The 15,620-nt window shown below is 73.8% G+C and carries 11 protein-coding genes; 3 read left to right on the forward strand and 8 right to left on the reverse strand.

From position 1 onward, the window contains the following. The coding region (locus IEZ17_RS42155; RefSeq protein WP_506005244.1) for an NsdA family TPR-like regulatory protein at positions 1-723 on the forward strand (723 nt) is incomplete at its 5' end. 196 nt (positions 724-919) lie between these two features. On the opposite strand, the gene IEZ17_RS08655 is transcribed toward IEZ17_RS42155, so the two are convergent. The 3 genes from IEZ17_RS08655 to IEZ17_RS08665 all read right to left on the reverse strand — a co-directional run bounded on the left by IEZ17_RS08655 (position 920) and on the right by IEZ17_RS08665 (position 3,832). Then, on the reverse strand, positions 920-2,194 hold the full coding sequence (locus IEZ17_RS08655; protein WP_189298121.1) for an FAD-dependent oxidoreductase: 1,275 nt from the start codon (positions 2,192-2,194) through the stop codon (positions 920-922). A 174-nt stretch (positions 2,195-2,368) separates the two neighbouring features. Continuing rightward, complete coding sequence (locus IEZ17_RS08660) at positions 2,369-3,262, reverse strand: TIGR01777 family oxidoreductase (protein WP_189298123.1); 894 nt, start codon at positions 3,260-3,262, stop codon at positions 2,369-2,371. A 48-nt stretch (positions 3,263-3,310) separates the two neighbouring features. After that, entirely contained in the window at positions 3,311-3,832 is a 522-nt protein-coding gene (locus tag IEZ17_RS08665) for a DUF4240 domain-containing protein (RefSeq protein ID WP_189298125.1), read from the reverse strand. A gap of 216 nt (positions 3,833-4,048) precedes the next feature. Between IEZ17_RS08665 and IEZ17_RS08670 the strand changes: the two genes are divergently transcribed. Together IEZ17_RS08670 and IEZ17_RS08675 are read left to right on the forward strand one after the other, a co-directional pair. After that, positions 4,049-5,944: a hypothetical protein gene (locus tag IEZ17_RS08670; protein WP_189298127.1), complete on the forward strand. Its 1,896-nt coding sequence runs from the start codon at positions 4,049-4,051 to the stop codon at positions 5,942-5,944. 300 nt (positions 5,945-6,244) lie between these two features. Next, positions 6,245-7,201 carry an SDR family oxidoreductase gene (locus IEZ17_RS08675; protein ID WP_373299769.1) on the forward strand — a complete coding sequence of 319 codons (957 nt, stop codon included), beginning with the start codon at positions 6,245-6,247 and terminating at the stop codon, positions 7,199-7,201. On the opposite strand, the gene IEZ17_RS08680 is transcribed toward IEZ17_RS08675, so the two are convergent. The 5 genes from IEZ17_RS08680 to lpdA form a co-directional block, all read right to left on the reverse strand. Then, on the reverse strand, positions 7,156-8,325 hold the full coding sequence (locus IEZ17_RS08680; protein ID WP_189298129.1) for a helix-turn-helix transcriptional regulator: 1,170 nt from the start codon (positions 8,323-8,325) through the stop codon (positions 7,156-7,158). The genes IEZ17_RS08675 and IEZ17_RS08680 overlap by 46 nt on opposite strands. A gap of 184 nt (positions 8,326-8,509) precedes the next feature. After that, complete coding sequence (gene aceE / locus IEZ17_RS08685; RefSeq protein WP_189298131.1) at positions 8,510-11,185, reverse strand: pyruvate dehydrogenase (acetyl-transferring), homodimeric type; 2,676 nt, start codon at positions 11,183-11,185, stop codon at positions 8,510-8,512. Between the two features lie 268 nt (positions 11,186-11,453). Beyond that, complete coding sequence (locus IEZ17_RS08690; RefSeq protein WP_189298133.1) at positions 11,454-12,077, reverse strand: GntR family transcriptional regulator; 624 nt, start codon at positions 12,075-12,077, stop codon at positions 11,454-11,456. A 151-nt stretch (positions 12,078-12,228) separates the two neighbouring features. After that, a complete protein-coding gene (gene sucB, locus IEZ17_RS08695; RefSeq protein WP_189298135.1) occupies positions 12,229-13,977 on the reverse strand; it encodes a 2-oxoglutarate dehydrogenase, E2 component, dihydrolipoamide succinyltransferase in 1,749 nt (582 codons plus the stop codon). Positions 13,978-14,030: 53 nt separating this feature from the next. Further along, a complete protein-coding gene (gene lpdA, locus IEZ17_RS08700; protein ID WP_189298137.1) occupies positions 14,031-15,419 on the reverse strand; it encodes a dihydrolipoyl dehydrogenase in 1,389 nt (462 codons plus the stop codon). Positions 15,420-15,620: the final 201 nt, after the last annotated feature.

Consider the following 15,620-nt stretch of genomic DNA (forward strand, 5'->3'; position numbering starts at 1 on the left):
CCCCCCGCCGATCTGACCCGACTGGCCGGCTGGACCTCTTACGACATCGCCGCGCACGGCCTGGCGCAGCGGTACTTCGTCCAGGCCCTGCGGCTGTCCCAGGCCGCCGGCGACCGGGCGTACGGCTCCTACGTCCTGGTGACGATGAGCCGGCAGGCCGTTTATCTGGGCCACGGCAGGGAGGCCGTCCAGCTGGCGCGGGTCGCCCAGCAGGGCATCGGCAGCAGCGCCCCGCCCACCGTCCAGGCGCTGCTGCACGCCGCCGAGGCGCGCGGCCACGGCATCCTGAACGAGGTCCGGGCCTGCACCGCCGCGCTGGCCCGCGCCGAACGCGCCCTGGAGAGCGCCCGCCCCGGCGACGACACCCCGTACTGGGCGCGGTTCTTCGACGAGTCCCAGCTCGCCGACGAGCTGGCGCACTGCCACCGCGATCTCCAGCAGTACCGCGCCGCCTCCCAGCACGCCGAGCGCTCCCTCCAGCTGCGCGCCGCCGGCTTCGCCCGCAGCCGGCTCTTCTGCCGGGTGGTGCTGGCGACCGCGCGGCTGGGCCTGGGCGAGCTGGAGCAGGCGTGCACCCTGGGTGCCGAAGCGGCCCTCCAGGCGTCCGAGATGCGCTCGGTGCGGGCCCATGAGTACGTCCGGGACTTCGAGCGCCGCCTGGAGCCGTACCGGGACGCGGCGGCGGTGCGCGGGTACCGGGACCGGGTGGCGGCACTGGGCTGACGGCCGGGGCGGGGACCAGGGGCTGGGCCCTGTCGTCACTCTCCCGTCTGCCGGACGGCGCCCGGCACGCACTCTCGCCGCTCCGGACGACGACCCCGGTACTCCAACGGGGGCCGTCGCCCGGCACGCCGAGAGCATGCACCGGACGGCGTCCGGCCCGCCCTTCGGGCGGACGTCGGGAGTGTGATGACAGGGCCTAGGCCGCCGCCCGGACGGGGTCCGGTGCAGGGTGGGCCGGGAGGCCGAAGTCCTGGAGCAGCGCGCGGGCGGCGCGGCGGCCGGAGCGGAGGGCGCCCTGGAGGGTGCTGGTGTCGCGGTGGTCGCCGCAGACGTAGAGACCGGCCAGTACCCGCACGGTGCGCTGCGGATCGTGCGGGGCGGGCATCGCCGGTACCGCGTACGGGTTGTGATGGGCCGCCAGCAGCTGCCAGTCGTCGGTCCGCGCGCCGTGGATCCGGTCGAGCTGCGGCCGTACGGTCTTGTCGAGGACGGAGACCGGCAGCGCCGCGGCGGGGCCCAGCACGGCGGTGGTGATCAGCGTCCGGCCCGGGGGCGTACGGGACGGGTCGATCGCGCCGGCGAGGTAGCTGAAGCCGATGGGGCCGTCCGCCGGCAGGATCAGCGCGGTGTCGCGACAGGGCGCGCCGCGGGTCCCGGCGGGGACGCCCGCGGTGTGGTGCAGCACGGTCACCGGGTGGAAGTCGGGCAGCCGCAGCCCCGGCAGCAGCTCGGCGGCGTCGCGCGCGCCGGTCGCCACCAGCACCGCCCGGCAGGGTATCCGGCCGTGCTCGCGGGTGCTGACGCCGTTGGTGGCGACGGCGGTGACCTGGACGGACGTCCGGACCGTACCGGGCGGCAGGCCGGCCGCCAGCAGTTCCGGGATCGCCGAGGCACCGCCGGCCGGCAGCGCGAGCCGCCCCTCCGCGAAGGCGCGCAGCACCTGCGCGGCGCCCCGGCTGGAGACCCGCAGCCGCGGATCGCAGAGCAGCGCGCCCAGCAGCGGTCGCAGGAACGTGTCGTGGGTGCGCGGCGGGAAGGCCGGGCGGCCGGCCAGCGCATCGCAGACGGAGCGGTCGGCGGACGGGGAAGCGGCGGCGGCCCGGTCCGTACGGCGGTCGGCGCGCGAGAGGGCGCGCGCTGCGGACAGTGCGCCCCTCGTGCACCGCAGCGGGCTGATCCGCTGTGACCGCTGGCCGTTGTGGAGGGTCAGTCCGGACGCGAACGGGCGCAGCGCCAGCTCGCCCAGCCCCGGCGTACGGCGCAGCGCCGCCGGGGAGACCGCCAGCGGACGGCCGCAGCGGTCCAGCCGGAAGCCGTCGAGCTCGTCGGTGGTGGACCGGCCGCCGATCCGTGGCCCGGCCTCCAGGACGGTGACCGAGACCCCGGCCCCGGTCAGATGGCGGGCGGCGGCGAGACCGGCCGGGCCGGCTCCCACGATGACGACGTCCACGGCCGATGCGGTGCGCAGCACATGCCCCTCCCGAGGTCGGTCCCAGCGGCGGCGCACCCGTTCTCATGCCCGGTGCTGCCGCCGGGGATGCCGAACGGTCTGTCCGAGGACCGTAGGGAGGCGGCGGCGCCGCCGACAGGGGCGCCACGGGGGCGCACCGGCGCGCCCTGCGCCATGAGGTCCGTACAGACGCTCCTACGACTGCTGTGCGGCCCGCACGGCGTCGATGATCCGCGGGTGCGCGAAGCCGAAACCGGAGTCCAGCAGCCGCCGCGGGACGATCCGCTGACTGCCCAGCACGTCCTCCGCGAACTCGCCCAGCACGAGCCGCAGCGCCGGCGCCGGGACGGTGAAGAGCGTGGGGCGGTGCAGGACATGGCCCATCACCGCCGTCACCTCGCGGTTGGTGACCGGCTCCGGCGCGGTGAGGTTGACCGGGCCGGAGAGCTCCTCGGTGGTGACGAGGTGGCGCAGCGCCGCGATGTGGTCCTGGAGGGAGATGAAGCTCCAGTACTGACTGCCGTCGCCGAGCCGGCCGCCCAGCCCCAGCCGGAAGATCGGGAACAGCCGCCCCCAGGCGCCGCCCGAGCGCGCCACGACGAGTCCGGTACGGGCGAAGACGGTCCGGATGCCGGCGTCCAGGGCGGGCCGGGCGGCGTCCTCCCAGTCCACGCAGACCTCCGGCAGGAAGCCGTGGCCGGCCGGTCCGCTCTCGTCCGTGCGCCGGTCGCCGGTGTCGCCGTAGTAGCCGATCGCGCTGCCGGAGACGAGGACCCGGGGCGGGGCGTCCATCGAGGCCAGCGCGGTGGCCAGGGTCCGGGTGCCGTGCACCCGGCTGTCGCGGATCCGCTGCTTGTACGCGGCGGTCCAGCGGTGCTCGGCGACGCCCGCGCCGGCGAGATGGACCACCGCCTCGCAGCCGGCCAGCCCGGCGGTGTCGACCTGCTGCCCCTCGGGGTCCCAGCGCACCTCGCCGGCCGCCTGCGGCGCCCGGCGGACGAGCCGGACGACGTCGTGGCCGTCCGCGCGCAGGGACCGTACGAGGGCCGTGCCGATGAGCCCGGTCGAGCCGGTGATCGCGATGCGCATGGGGCCATACTGCCCGCAGTCGGCGACCGGCGCGCGCAGTGAGACGGCCTACTGGCCCCGGAAGCGCTCCCAGAGGCGGGGGAAGCGCTCGGCCAGCGCCGCGTCGTCCTCGAAGTCCACGTACGTGCCGAGGGGTTCGGCCGGTGCCGGGGGCAGCCCCAGTTCGGGCATCACGGTGCCGGTCAGCTGCTCGTACGCCTCGTCGGCCGCATAACCCAGCTCCTCGGCGTCGCCGTCCACCTCCTCGTCGAAGTCGTCCAGCAGAACGGCGAGGTGGTCCGGGTGGTGCAGCGCGCCCTCGAAGACCTCCCGGCCCTGGCCGATCAGCCAGCAGCGGAAGTAGTCGAAGGCGTCGTCGCTCGCGCCGTCCAGCAGCAGCGTGGCGGCGGCCCACAGGTTCCAGGCGTACGCGCGGTTGTAGCGGGACTCGAAGTGGCGGGCGAAATCCACGACGTCGTCCGGGTCGAGTCCGAGCAGCCGCTCGACCAGCGCGTCGGCCTGCTCCTCGGGGTCGCCCCCGGCGGCCTCGCGGGAACCGTCGACCAGTTCCCAGAACTCCGTCTCGTCCATCACCGCTCCATGATCCGCCTTGCCGACGCGGCCCGCACGCGGAGTCCCCCGGATGCTGCGGGGCGCTGCCCGGTCCGGTGAACCGTGGTGTCGGGAGCGGGGATCCGCCGGGTGACCGTGCCAAGCTTCCCTCGTTGTGCGGCTTGCAACGACGGCAGATCCTTCAGTTCCCCACAGCACTCCCCATTTCGTGAAGGGCGCTTTCCAGCCATGCCCATGGACGAACGAACCCGGGCCGACGTCGAACGCGCCGAGGCGGCCATCGTCGAGCACTACCCACGGCTCGTCCGCCTCGCCTATCTCGTACTGCCCCCGTCGATGGGCCGCCACCGCAAGGTGCTGACCGCACACGGCCTGGTGCAGCGGGCGCTGCCGCGGCCCGGACTGCGCCGCCCGGCCGGTGCGCTGCCCGCCCAGCGCGGCGCCGACGCCGGGTCCGGCTACGACCTGGTGCGCCGGCGGACCCTGGAGCTGGCGCTGGCCTACGAGAACCGCCAGGGGCTCGCCGTGCTGCTGCCGCCGGTGCCGTTCGTCTGGGGGCTGCGGCTCTTCCCGCGCGCCGGCGGCGCCGACGAACTCGCCCTGGACCAGGCGCTGTCGGCCGTCCCGGCACCCGTACGGGCCGCCCTGGGGCTGTGGCACCTGGAGGGGCTGGACGCGGAGGTGGCGCGCGCCGTACTGGAGCGGGCCGGGGTCGCGGACCCGGACGCGGCGCAGCGGGCGGCCGGGCAACTGGACCGGCAGACCGGGGCGCGGGCCGGGGCGCTGCTGAACTCCGGGGAGTTCGACCCCTGCACGGTGCAGGCCCGGCCGACGGATCTGCTGCGCCGCCGCCAGCGGGTGCGTGCGGTGGCCGTGATGGCGGTGGTGCTGGCGGCGGGCGCCGTGGCGCTGGCGCTCCCCGGCGGCGCCAAGGGAGACCGGGCCGCGACCGCCGCCCAGCAGGCCCAGGACCCCGGCCGGCTGCTGCGCACCCCCAACGAGCAGTGGGCGAAGACCTCGCGGGTGGACTTCACGGCCTGGCCGCCGCGGGGCCGCGAGGCGGGCAACAAGGAACTGCTGGCGCGGGCGCTGCGGGTGTGGGCCGCGCCGCCCGCCGACGCCCGGATCACCACGACCCCGGGCACCTCCACCCGGCCGCCCGCCGAGCCGCCGCGGCTGCTCTACGCGGGGCTGATCGACAACGTCATGGTGGTCGTCTTCCACGACGGCGAGCGGCTGGTGCGCTACGCCGAACCCGAAGGCGCCACGCCCACCCTGCACTTCGCCCGGGTCGACAACGCGGATCTCACCTCCGGCGCCGGGCTGGTGATCGGCCGCGGCAACGGCTGGATGCGCTATCTGATCGCCCCGTGGGTCTCCGACGTCGCCACACGGGACCTGCTCGCCCCGGACACCCCGCCGCACGGGCTGCACCTCGCCCCGGACGGGGTCACCGACCGCATCGCTACCCCGCCCGAGATGGGCGGGACGTGCGGGCACTGGCCGGTGGCCGAGTTCCGCTCCTCGCCGCGGATCGACGACGACCGCTCCTTCCTGGTGACCGACCTCGGCGAGCTCGCGCCGGTCCATCTGACGTACCTGCCGCCGCCGTCCGCGGGCGGTGCGGGCTCGGGCGAGGCCACCGGTCCCGCCGCGCTGCACAGCTGGGCCCGGACCGCCTGCACCCTGCGGTCGCTGCGCGGCACCGGCGTACGGTCCGTCAACAGCTGGGCGTACGCCCAGCAGACCCTCCCGGAGAACGCCGGCACCGCGACCTGGGTCTGCAACCGCGCGGACACCTGGCGCGGTCCCGGCCGGGCCATGGTCCAGTTCCAGCCGCCCGCCGGCGGCCCGGGGGACCCGGGGCGGATCACCGGCCGGGCGGTCGACACGGCGGTGTGCAGCCGCTTCGGCCGGCACGTCCTGAGCGATGTCCACTGGCAGGCGAAATCCGGGAAGTGGTACCTGCTCGCGGCGGGCAGCAGCCAGGTCGGCGGCATCGACGTCACCGGCGGCGTCCGGGCCACCGCCGAGGCGCCGACGCTCGCCGTACCGGCCCCCAAGGAGGCCCCGGCGCAGGTCGCCGGCCGGCTGCGGGACGGCGGGAGTCTGCACGCCCTCCGGCCGTGAGCGGCGGCGGGCCGGCCGGGGCGCGGGACACCGGCCGGTCAGCAGTCCGGTGTCCTCTCCGGTCGGAAGTCCGGAGCGGGAACCAGGGGCAACCGGAGAGAAAGCCGCAGGGAAATCCGGACGGAAGGTGTCGGGATTCGCTGTCAGGGTCGCGGCGTACGGATGCAGGACACCTGACAGCGAGGAGTGGCCAACGTGGCGCACAAGGAACCGGCGGCCCATGAGGAAGCGGCGGAGCGTACGGGAGCGGCGGGGCGAACGGACGCGGCACGACGTAGGGACGCGGCGGACCCCGGCGGGCTGCTGCCGGCCGCCGATCTGACCGGGCGGGTGGCGCTGGTCGCCGGGGCCACCCGGGGCGCGGGCCGGGCGATGGCCGTGGAGCTGGGCCGGGCCGGCGCCCTGGTGTACGTGACGGGGCGGACGACCCGGGAGCGGGTCAGCGAGGTCGGCCGGGCCGGCGAGACGATCGAGCAGACCGCGGAGCTGGTGACGGCGGCCGGAGGCACCGGCGTCGCCGTACCGACCGACCATCTGGAGCCGGAGCAGGTCAAGGCGCTGGTCGAGCGCATCGACCGCGAGCAGGGCCGGCTGGACATCCTGGTCAACAGCCTCTGGGGCGGCGACCGCCTGATCGAGTTCGACACCAAGCTCTGGGACCTCGATCTTGCGGGTGGGTTGCGGATGTTCCGCCTCGGCGTCGACTCGCACCTGATCACCAGCCACTACGCGCTGCCGCTGCTGATCCGGCGCCCCGGCGGACTGGTCGTCGAGATCACCGACGGCACCGCCTCCTTCAACCGCGTCTACCGCGACAGCCTCTGCTTCGACATCACCAAGAACGTCCCGCACCGGATCGCCTTCGGGCTCGCCGCCGAGCTGAAGGAGTACGGCGGCACCGCCGTCTCGCTCACCCCCGGCTTTCTGCGCTCCGAGGAGATGCTGGACCACTTCGGTGTGACGGAGGAGACCTGGCGCGACGCGGTCGCCGAGGAGCCGCACTTCGCCATCGCCGAATCCCCGGCCCTGATCGGCCGCGCGGTGCGGGCGCTGGCCGGCGACCCGGACAAGGCGCGCTGGAGCGGCCGGTCGCTCTCCAGCGGCCAACTGGCGAAGGAGTACGGCTTCACCGATGCCGACGGCACCCGGCCCGACTGCTTCGGTTACTTCGAGGACGTCGTGCTGGGCGGCAGGGACGCGGGACCGGAGGACTACCGCACACCGGCCGGGGCACCCTCCTCTGCCGGAGCGGCGTAGAGCGCGGCCGTCCGCCGGGCAGCCGCGGCGAACCGCTCCCGCAGCCCGGAGGGCGCGAGCACCTCGCCCTCCGGGCCGAGCGCCAGCAGCTGGGAGTAGGCGACCTCCGCGGACTCCACGGCGAGGGCGACCGTCAGCCGCCCCTGCTCGTCGGGCCGGCCGGCCGCCAGTGCGGTCGCTATCGCCTCCCGGGCCGCGGACCGCTCGGTGACGTACGGGAGTTGGCGCACGCCCTGCGGGGAGAGCCGGAGAACCACCTCCTCGCGCAGCAGCGACCGGGCGAACTCCTGGGCGCGCTCGGCCCAGAACGCCGGCAGGTCGAACTCCTCGTCGCGCCGGAAGAGCCCGCCGGTGCGCACCGGCGGCGGGGCCGCCCCCGCGCTGCCGCCGGCCCCCTCGGGCGGCTCCGCGGGCTCGTCCGCCCCGTCCGCCCCGGCCGCCTCGACCGAGGTGAACCGGTCGACCCGATAGACCCGGAAGCCCGCCGTCCGTCGGCTCTCGCCGGGTGGGGGTGCGCCCTGCGGCGCCCCCGGCCCGGACGGCGCCGCGGGCCGGCCGCCGCTCGCACGGGCCGCCAGATACCAGACGCCCGCCTTCAGCACGAGCCCGTACGGCTCCAACTCCCGTACGACTTCACGGTCCTTGCGGAGATAGCGGACCGTCAGCCGGCGGTCGTCCCACACCGCGTCGGCGACGGCGGGCAGCAGCGCGGGCGTCTCCGGCTCCTGATACCAGGCCGGCGCGTCCAGATGGAACCGCTGGGCGGCGCCCGAGGCGGCGTCGCGCAGCTCGGGCAGCAGGGCGGCGGACACCTTCAGCCGGGCCACGGACGCGGCGTCCGCCAGGCCCATCTCCCGCAGGGCCGAGGGCACTCCGGACAGGAAGAGCGCCTCCGCCTCGCTGCGGCCGAGGCCGGTGAGCCGCGTGCGGTACCCGCCTATCAGGCGGTAGCCCCCGGCCCGGCCGCGGTCCGCGTACACGGGCACCCCGGCCTCCGAGAGCGACAGGACGTCCCGGGCGACCGTGCGCTCCGAGACCTCCAGCTCCCGCGCCAGCTCACCGGCCGTCATCGACGGCCGGGACTGGAGCAGCAACACCATCCTGATCAGCCGTGCAGCACGCATGCATCCATCATGCCGGGCACCACTGACAACGCCCCGCGGGCGAGGAGGCGGGCGAGCCCCGTGCGAAGACCCCGGGCGCGGGAGGTGGTCTTCGCACGGGAGTTGAGGGGCGGGCGGGGCCCGGTGTCGGCCGGGGCCGCCCGCGTCCGGTGGGCGCGGTCACCGGACGGGACCGCGCCCGGTGTCACAGCCCGTAGCGCTCGCGGGCCTCCTTGACCGCCTCCGGCTTGACGTCGCCCCGGCGGGCCAGCGCCGCGAGCGCCTGGACGACCACCGACTGCGGGTCCACGCCGAAGTGCCGGCGGGCCGCCTCCCGGGTGTCGGAGAGGCCGAAGCCGTCCGTCCCGACGGAGGTCCAGTCCTGCTCGACCCACTGGGCGATCTGGTCCGGGACCGCCCGCATCCAGTCGCTGACCGCGACGACCGGGCCGGGGGCGCCGGCCAGCGCACGGGTGACGTACGGGACGCGGTCCTCGCCCTCCAGGCGGGCCGCGTCGCACTCCAGGGCGTCGCGGCGCAGCTCCGTCCAGGACGGGGCCGACCAGACGTCCGCGGCCACGCCCCAGTCGGCGGCCAGCAGCTGCTGCGCCTCCAGGGCCCAGTGGATGGCGGTGCCCGACGCCAGCAGCTGGAGCCGCGGGACGTCGGCGCCCTCTATGGAGACGGCTTCCTTGTACCGGTACAGGCCCTTGAGGATGCCCTCTTCGACACCCTCGGGCATGGCCGGCTGCACCTTGGTCTCGTTGTAGACCGTCAGGTAGTAGAAGACGTCCTCCGCGTCCGGACCGTACATCCGGCGCAGACCCTCCTTGACGATCACCGCCACCTCGTAGGCGAACGCCGGGTCGTAGGAGAGCGCCGCCGGGTTGGTCGAGGCGATCAGGTGGGAGTGGCCGTCGGCGTGCTGGAGGCCCTCACCGGTCATCGTGGTGCGGCCGGCGGTGGCGCCGATGACGAAGCCGCGGCCCAACTGGTCGGCCAGCGCCCAGAACTGGTCGGCGGTGCGCTGCCAGCCGAACATCGAATAGAAGATGTAGAAGGGGATCATCGGCTCGCCGTGCGTCGCGTACGACGTCGCGGCGGCGGTGAAGTCGGCGAGCGAACCGGCCTCGGTGATGCCCTCGTTGAGGATCTGGCCGTCCTTGGCTTCCTTGTACCAGAGGAGCTGGTCGCGGTCGACCGGGTCGTACGTGGAGCCCTTGGGGGAGTAGAGGCCGGCCGTCGGGAAGAGGGACTCCATACCGAAGGTACGGGCCTCGTCCGGGACGATCGGGACCCAGCGCCGGCCGGTCTCCTTGTCCCGCATCAGGTCCTTGACCAGCCGGACGAACGCCATGGTGGTGGCGATCTCCTGGCTGCCGGAGCCCTTCTTCAGCGCGTCGAAGGTCTTGTCGGCGGGCATCGGCAGCGGCTTCGCCACGACCTTGCGGGCCGGGGCCGGGCCGTCCAGGGCGGTGCGCCGGGAACGCAGGTACCGCATCTCGGGCGAGTCCTCGGCCGGGCGCCAGTACGGCACCAGGTCGCCCTCCAGCGCGCTGTCCGGGATGGGGAGTTCGAGCAGATCGCGCATCGCGCGGAACTCCGCCATGGTCAGCTTCTTCATCTGGTGGTTGGCGTTGCGGGACTCGAAGCCCGTGCCGAGGGTGTAGCCCTTGACGGTCTGCGCCAGGATGACCGTCGGCGCGCCCTTGTGCTCGACGGCGGCCTTGTAGGCGGCGTACACCTTGCGCGGCTCGTGGCCGGCGCGGGAGGTCTGGAACAGCTCCAGCAGCTTGGCGTCGGAGAGCTGCGCGGCGATCGCCTTGAGGGTGTCGCTCGCGCCGAAGAAGTGCTCGCGCAGGTAGGCGGCGTCGCGGGTGGCGTACGTCTGGAACTGCGCGTCGGGGGTCTCGCGGAGGCGCTGGAGCAGCGCGCCGTCGGTGTCGAGCGCGAAGACCTCGTCCCACGCCCGGCCCCAGAGGGCCTTGACGACGTTCCAGCCGGCGGCGCGGAACTGGGCCTCCAGCTCCTGCACGATCTTGAAGTTGGGGCGGACCGGGCCGTCCAGGCGCTGGAGGTTGCAGTTGATGACGAAGGTCAGGTTGTCCAGGCCCTCGCGTCCGGCCAGCGCCAGTGCGGCGGTCGACTCCGGCTCGTCCATCTCGCCGTCGCCCAGGAAGGCCCAGACGTGGGAGTTGCTGGTGTCCTTGATGCCGCGGTGCTCCAGGTAGCGGTTGAAGCGCGCCTGGTAGATCGCGGAGAGCGGGCCGAGGCCCATGGAGACGGTGGGGAACTCCCACAGCCAGGGGAGGCGGCGCGGGTGCGGGTACGAGGGCAGGCCCTCGCCGCCGGCCTCCTGGCGGAAGTGGTCGAGCTGGTCCTCGGTGAGCCGGCCTTCGAGGAACGCGCGGGCGTAGACGCCGGGGGAGGCGTGGCCCTGGATGTAGAGCTGGTCGCCGCTGCCGTCGCCCTCCTTGCCGCGGAAGAAGTGCTGGAAGCCGGTCTCGTAGAGCCAGGCCGCCGAGGCGAAGGTGGCGATGTGGCCGCCCAGGCCGAGCTTGGAGCCGCGGGTGACCATGGCGGCGGCGTTCCAGCGGTTCCAGGCGGTGATCCGGGCCTCCAGCGCCTCGTCACCCGGGAACGCGGGCTCGGCGGAGGTCGGGATGGTGTTGACGTAGTCCGTCTCCACCAGCGACGGCAGGTCGGAGCCTTCGGTGTGCGCGGTGTGCTCCAGGGCACGGCGCATCAGGTACGCGGCGCGATGCGGGCCCGCTGCCCTGGTGACGGCGTCCAGCGACTCGCGCCATTCGGCCGTCTCCTCGGGATCGCGGTCCGGGAGCTGGTCGAGCTGGCTGTACGGCAGGCGCACGGGATCGGGCATGGGTGGCCCCTTTCCGGACGGGTGGGAATGCGAGTTCGGCAGGCATTCGGCAGGCAGGGGTGTCGCGCCCCAGCAGTCGACGATACGCCTCTGATCGATGATCGATCAACGCTCGCCGGACGAATAACCGCAGGTCGGCACGGGGTGCCGCGTTCCGGGGCACCCCGTGCCAGCTCCGGAGAGCCCCTCCGCTACGCCCCGGAGCCCCGCCGGTACGCCGTGGAACCGGCGGCCCCGCCACCCGCCGCGAGGGCCGCCGTCCGGGACCTCACACGCGCGGTGCGCAGCTCAGCACATGCGCCTTCAGCAGCGTCCCGATCTTCGGGTCGCGCCGCCGGAAGGCGTCCACGATCTCCTGGTGGTCCTGGGCGTGCGACCGCGGCTCCGGGCTGAACCAGCGGATGGAGAGCGTCGTCCATACCTCGACGCCCAGCGACTCCCAGGTGTGCAGCAGCACGGCGTTCCCGGCCGCCCGCACGATCTCCCGGTGGAAGGCCACCGTGTGCCGCACCTGCGCCTCGCCGTCGCCCGTCGCGTCCGCCTCCCGCAGCGAGGCCACCTCGCGCTCCAGCGCCGCGGTGTTCTCCGCCAGCCGCCCGGCCGCCAGCTCCGCGGCCACCTGCTCCAGGCCGGCCCGCACCGGGTAGCTCTCCTTGAGGTCGTCCGCGGTCAGATTCCGTACCCGGACGCCCTTGTTCGGCGCCGACTCGATGAGCTGGAGCGACTCCAGCTCCCGCAGCGCCTCGCGCACCGGCGTCTGGCTGACCTCCAGCTCGACCGCGATCCGCCGCTCCACGATCCGCTCGCCCGGCTGCCAGCGGCCACTGACGATCCCCTCAAGGATGTGCTCGCGGATCTGCTCGCGCAGCGAATGGACGACGGGCGGGGTCATTGCGTGCTCCTTCAGAGCGGGTGGGGCCCCGGTGGCAAAAGGGCCGGTGGGAGCCATTATCGGGGACGCGGACATGCGCAAGGGCCGGCCCCGGCTCGTCAGGAACGAACCGGGGCCGGCCCCTTTGCACGGCTACGGCTTACCGCAGGACTCAGAGACCGATCTCGGTCTCGAACTCCGCGGCCTCCAGGATCTGCTTGACCGTGGTCAGGTAGCGGGCGGCGTCGGCGCCGTCCACCAGACGGTGGTCGTAGGAGAGCGCGAGGTAGGTCATGTCGCGCACCGCGATGGTCTCGCCGAGGTCCGGGTGGTTGATGACCACCGGGCGCTTGACGGTGGCACCGATGCCCAGGATGCCGACCTGGTTCGGGGGCACGATCACGGTGTCGAACAGGGCGCCGCGCGAACCGGTGTTGCTGATGGTGAAGGTCGCGCCGGACAGCTCGTCCGGGGTGATCTTGTTGGCCCGGACCTTGCCCGCCAGCTCCGCCGTCTTACGGGCGATGCCGGCGATGTTCAGGTCGCCCGCGCCCTTGATGACCGGAGTCATCAGGCCCTTCTCCGCATCCACCGCGATACCGACGTTCTCGGTGTCGAAGTAGGTGATGGTGCCCTCGTCCTCGTTGATCCGGGCGTTGACGACCGGGTGGGCCTTCAGCGCCTGGACGGCGGCCTTGACGAAGAACGGCATCGGGGAGAGCTTGACGCCCTCACGCTGCGCGAAGGCGTCCTTGGCCTTGTTGCGCATCCGCATGATCGCGGTGATGTCCACCTCGACCACGGAGGTCAGCTGCGCCTGGCCGTGCAGCGCCTTCATCATGTTGTCGCCGATGACCTTGCGCATCCGCGGCATCTTGACGGTCTGACCGCGCAGCGGCGACACCTCGATGACCGGGGCGCCCGCCTTGGCTGCGGCAGCCGGCGCGGCCGGGGCCGGGACGGCGGCCTTGAGGGCCTCGGCGGCGGCGATGACGTCCTGCTTGCGGACCCGGCCACCGACACCGGTGCCCTTGACCGTGGCGAGGTTGACGCCGCTCTCCGCCGCGAGCTTGCGGACCAGGGGAGTGACGTACGCGCCCTCGCCCTCACCGGCCGCCGGGGCGGGGGTGACGGGGGCGGGCGCGACCGGGGCCGCGACCGGAGCCGGCGCGGGGGCCGGAGCCGGAGCCGGGGCAGCCGGCGCGACCGGAGCGGGCGCAGCCGGGGCGGGCGCCGGGGCCGGAGCGGGGGCGGGCGCCGGAGCGGCGGCCGGGGCCGGGACGGCCGGAGCCGGGGCAGCGGCCGGAGCCGCACCCTTGGCGCCGATCACCGCGAGCTTGGCGCCGACCTCGGCGGTCTCGTCCTCGCCGACCACGATCTCCAGCAGCACGCCGGAGGCCGGCGCGGGGATCTCGGTGTCGACCTTGTCGGTGGAGACCTCCAGCAGCGGCTCGTCGGCCTGGACCTCCTCGCCGACCTCCTTCAGCCAGCGGGTGACGGTGCCCTCGGTCACGCTCTCGCCGAGCGCGGGGAGGACGACGTCGGTGCCCTCGGCAGCGCCGGCGGGCGCGGCGACGGGGGCGGGGGCGGGGGCCGGCGCCGGAGCCGCGGCGGGCTCGGGCTGGGCGGCCGGGGCGGGCGCCGCGGCGGCGGCCGGGGCCGGAGCGGCAGCCGGCGCACCGGTGCCGTCGTCGATGATGGCCAGCTCGGCGCCGACCTCCACGGTCTCGTCCTCGGCCACCTTGATGGAGGCCAGCACGCCGGAGGCCGGGGCCGGGATCTCGGTGTCGACCTTGTCGGTCGACACCTCGAGCAGCGGCTCGTCGGCCTCTACGCGCTCACCCTCGGCCTTCAGCCAGCGGGTGACGGTGCCCTCGGTGACGCTCTCGCCGAGCGCCGGCAGGGTTACGGAAACCGCCATGGTTTCTGTTGCTCCTTACGGAAGTGCGGATGTGGTCGCGCCCGGGACTGGGGTCAGTCGTGGGAGTGGAGAGGCTTGCCGGCCAGTGCCAGGTGGGCCTCGCCGAGAGCCTCGTTCTGCGTCGGGTGCGCGTGCACGAGCTGCGCAACCTCGGCCGGCAGGGCCTCCCAGTTGTAAACCAGCTGGGCCTCACCGACCTGCTCGCCCATACGGTCACCGACCATGTGGACGCCGACCACGGCACCGTCCTTGACCTGGACGAGCTTGATCTCGCCCGAGGTCTTGAGGATCTTGCTCTTGCCGTTGCCCGCGAGGTTGTACTTCAGAGCGACGACCTTGTCGGCGCCGTACAGCTCCTTGGCCTTGGCCTCGGTGATACCCACCGAAGCGACCTCGGGGTGGCAGTACGTCACGCGCGGGACGCCGTCGTAGTCGATCGGCACGGTCTTGAGACCGGCCAGCCGCTCCGCCACCAGCATGCCCTCGGCGAAGCCGACGTGCGCGAGCTGGAGGGTGGGGACGAGGTCGCCGACGGCCGAGATGGTCGGCACGTTGGTCTGCATGTACTCGTCGACCAGGACGTAGCCGCGGTCCATCGCGACGCCCTGCTCCTCGTAGCCGAGACCGGCGGAGACCGGCCCGCGGCCGATCGCGACCAGCAGCACCTCGGCCTCGAAGGTCTTGCCGTCGGCGAGGGTGACCCGGACGCCGTCGGCGGTGTACTCGGCCTTGTCGAAGAAGGTGCCGAGGTTGAACTTGATGCCGCGCTTGCGGAAGGCCCGCTCCAGCAGCTTGGAGCTGTTCTCGTCCTCGACCGGGACGAGGTGCTTGAGGCCCTCGATGACGGTGACGTCGGTGCCGAAGGACTTCCACGCCGAGGCGAACTCGACGCCGATCACGCCGCCGCCCAGGATGATCGCGGACTGCGGGACGCGGTCGAGCTTGAGCGCGTGGTCCGAGGAGATGATGCGGTTGCCGTCGATCTCCAGGCCCGGCAGCGACTTCGGCACGGAGCCGGTCGCGAGCAGCACGTGGCGGCCCTGGACCTGCTGACCGTTGACGGCGACGGAGGTCGGGGAGGACAGCCGGCCCTCGCCCTCGATGTAGGTCACCTTGCGGGAGGCGATCAGACCCTGAAGGCCCTTGTACAGGCCCGAGATGACCTCGTCCTTGTACTTGTGGACGGCCTCGATGTCGATGCCCTCGAAAGTGGCCTTGACGCCGAACTGCTCGCTCTCGCGAGCCTGGTCGGCGATCTCACCGGCGTGCAGCAGAGCCTTCGTGGGGATGCAGCCGTTGTGCAGGCAGGTGCCGCCGACCTTGCCCTTCTCGATCAGGGCGACGTCGAGACCCAGCTGCGCGCCGCGCAGTGCGGCGGCGTAACCGCCGCTGCCGCCGCCGAGGATCACTAGGTCGAAAACGGTGCTGGCGTCGTTCGCCACGTCACGTCCTCCATGCATGCGTGCGCCGGAGCCGGTCTTCGATGACCGGTCCGCGGCTGTTGTTCGGCCGCTTTAACTCGGCCCTGGGTAAGGGGGGCCCTGTCCTGCCGAGAACCCATCTTCGCACTTGTTCAACGAAGCCGGGACGCCGGGCCGGAGTCCGGACGGCCGATCCGCGGCCCTGACGGGGTTGCCGAGCCA

This window comes from Streptomyces albospinus (assembly GCF_014648695.1).
GTDB lineage: Bacteria > Actinomycetota > Actinomycetes > Streptomycetales > Streptomycetaceae > Streptomyces > Streptomyces albospinus.

Bases quoted from the DNA above. Each gene is read 5' to 3' on its own strand.
- IEZ17_RS08660 (WP_189298123.1), bottom strand. From the start codon at position 3,262: ATGCGCATCGCGATCACCGGCTCGACCGGGCTCATCGGCACGGCCCTC.
- IEZ17_RS08665 (WP_189298125.1), bottom strand. From the start codon at position 3,832: ATGGACGAGACGGAGTTCTGGGAACTGGTCGACGGTTCCCGCGAGGCC.
- IEZ17_RS08670 (WP_189298127.1), top strand. From the start codon at position 4,049: ATGGACGAACGAACCCGGGCCGACGTCGAACGCGCCGAGGCGGCCATC.
- IEZ17_RS08680 (WP_189298129.1), bottom strand. From the start codon at position 8,325: ATGCGTGCTGCACGGCTGATCAGGATGGTGTTGCTGCTCCAGTCCCGG.
- aceE (WP_189298131.1), bottom strand. From the start codon at position 11,185: ATGCCCGATCCCGTGCGCCTGCCGTACAGCCAGCTCGACCAGCTCCCG.
- IEZ17_RS08690 (WP_189298133.1), bottom strand. From the start codon at position 12,077: ATGACCCCGCCCGTCGTCCATTCGCTGCGCGAGCAGATCCGCGAGCAC.
- sucB (WP_189298135.1), bottom strand. From the start codon at position 13,977: ATGGCGGTTTCCGTAACCCTGCCGGCGCTCGGCGAGAGCGTCACCGAG.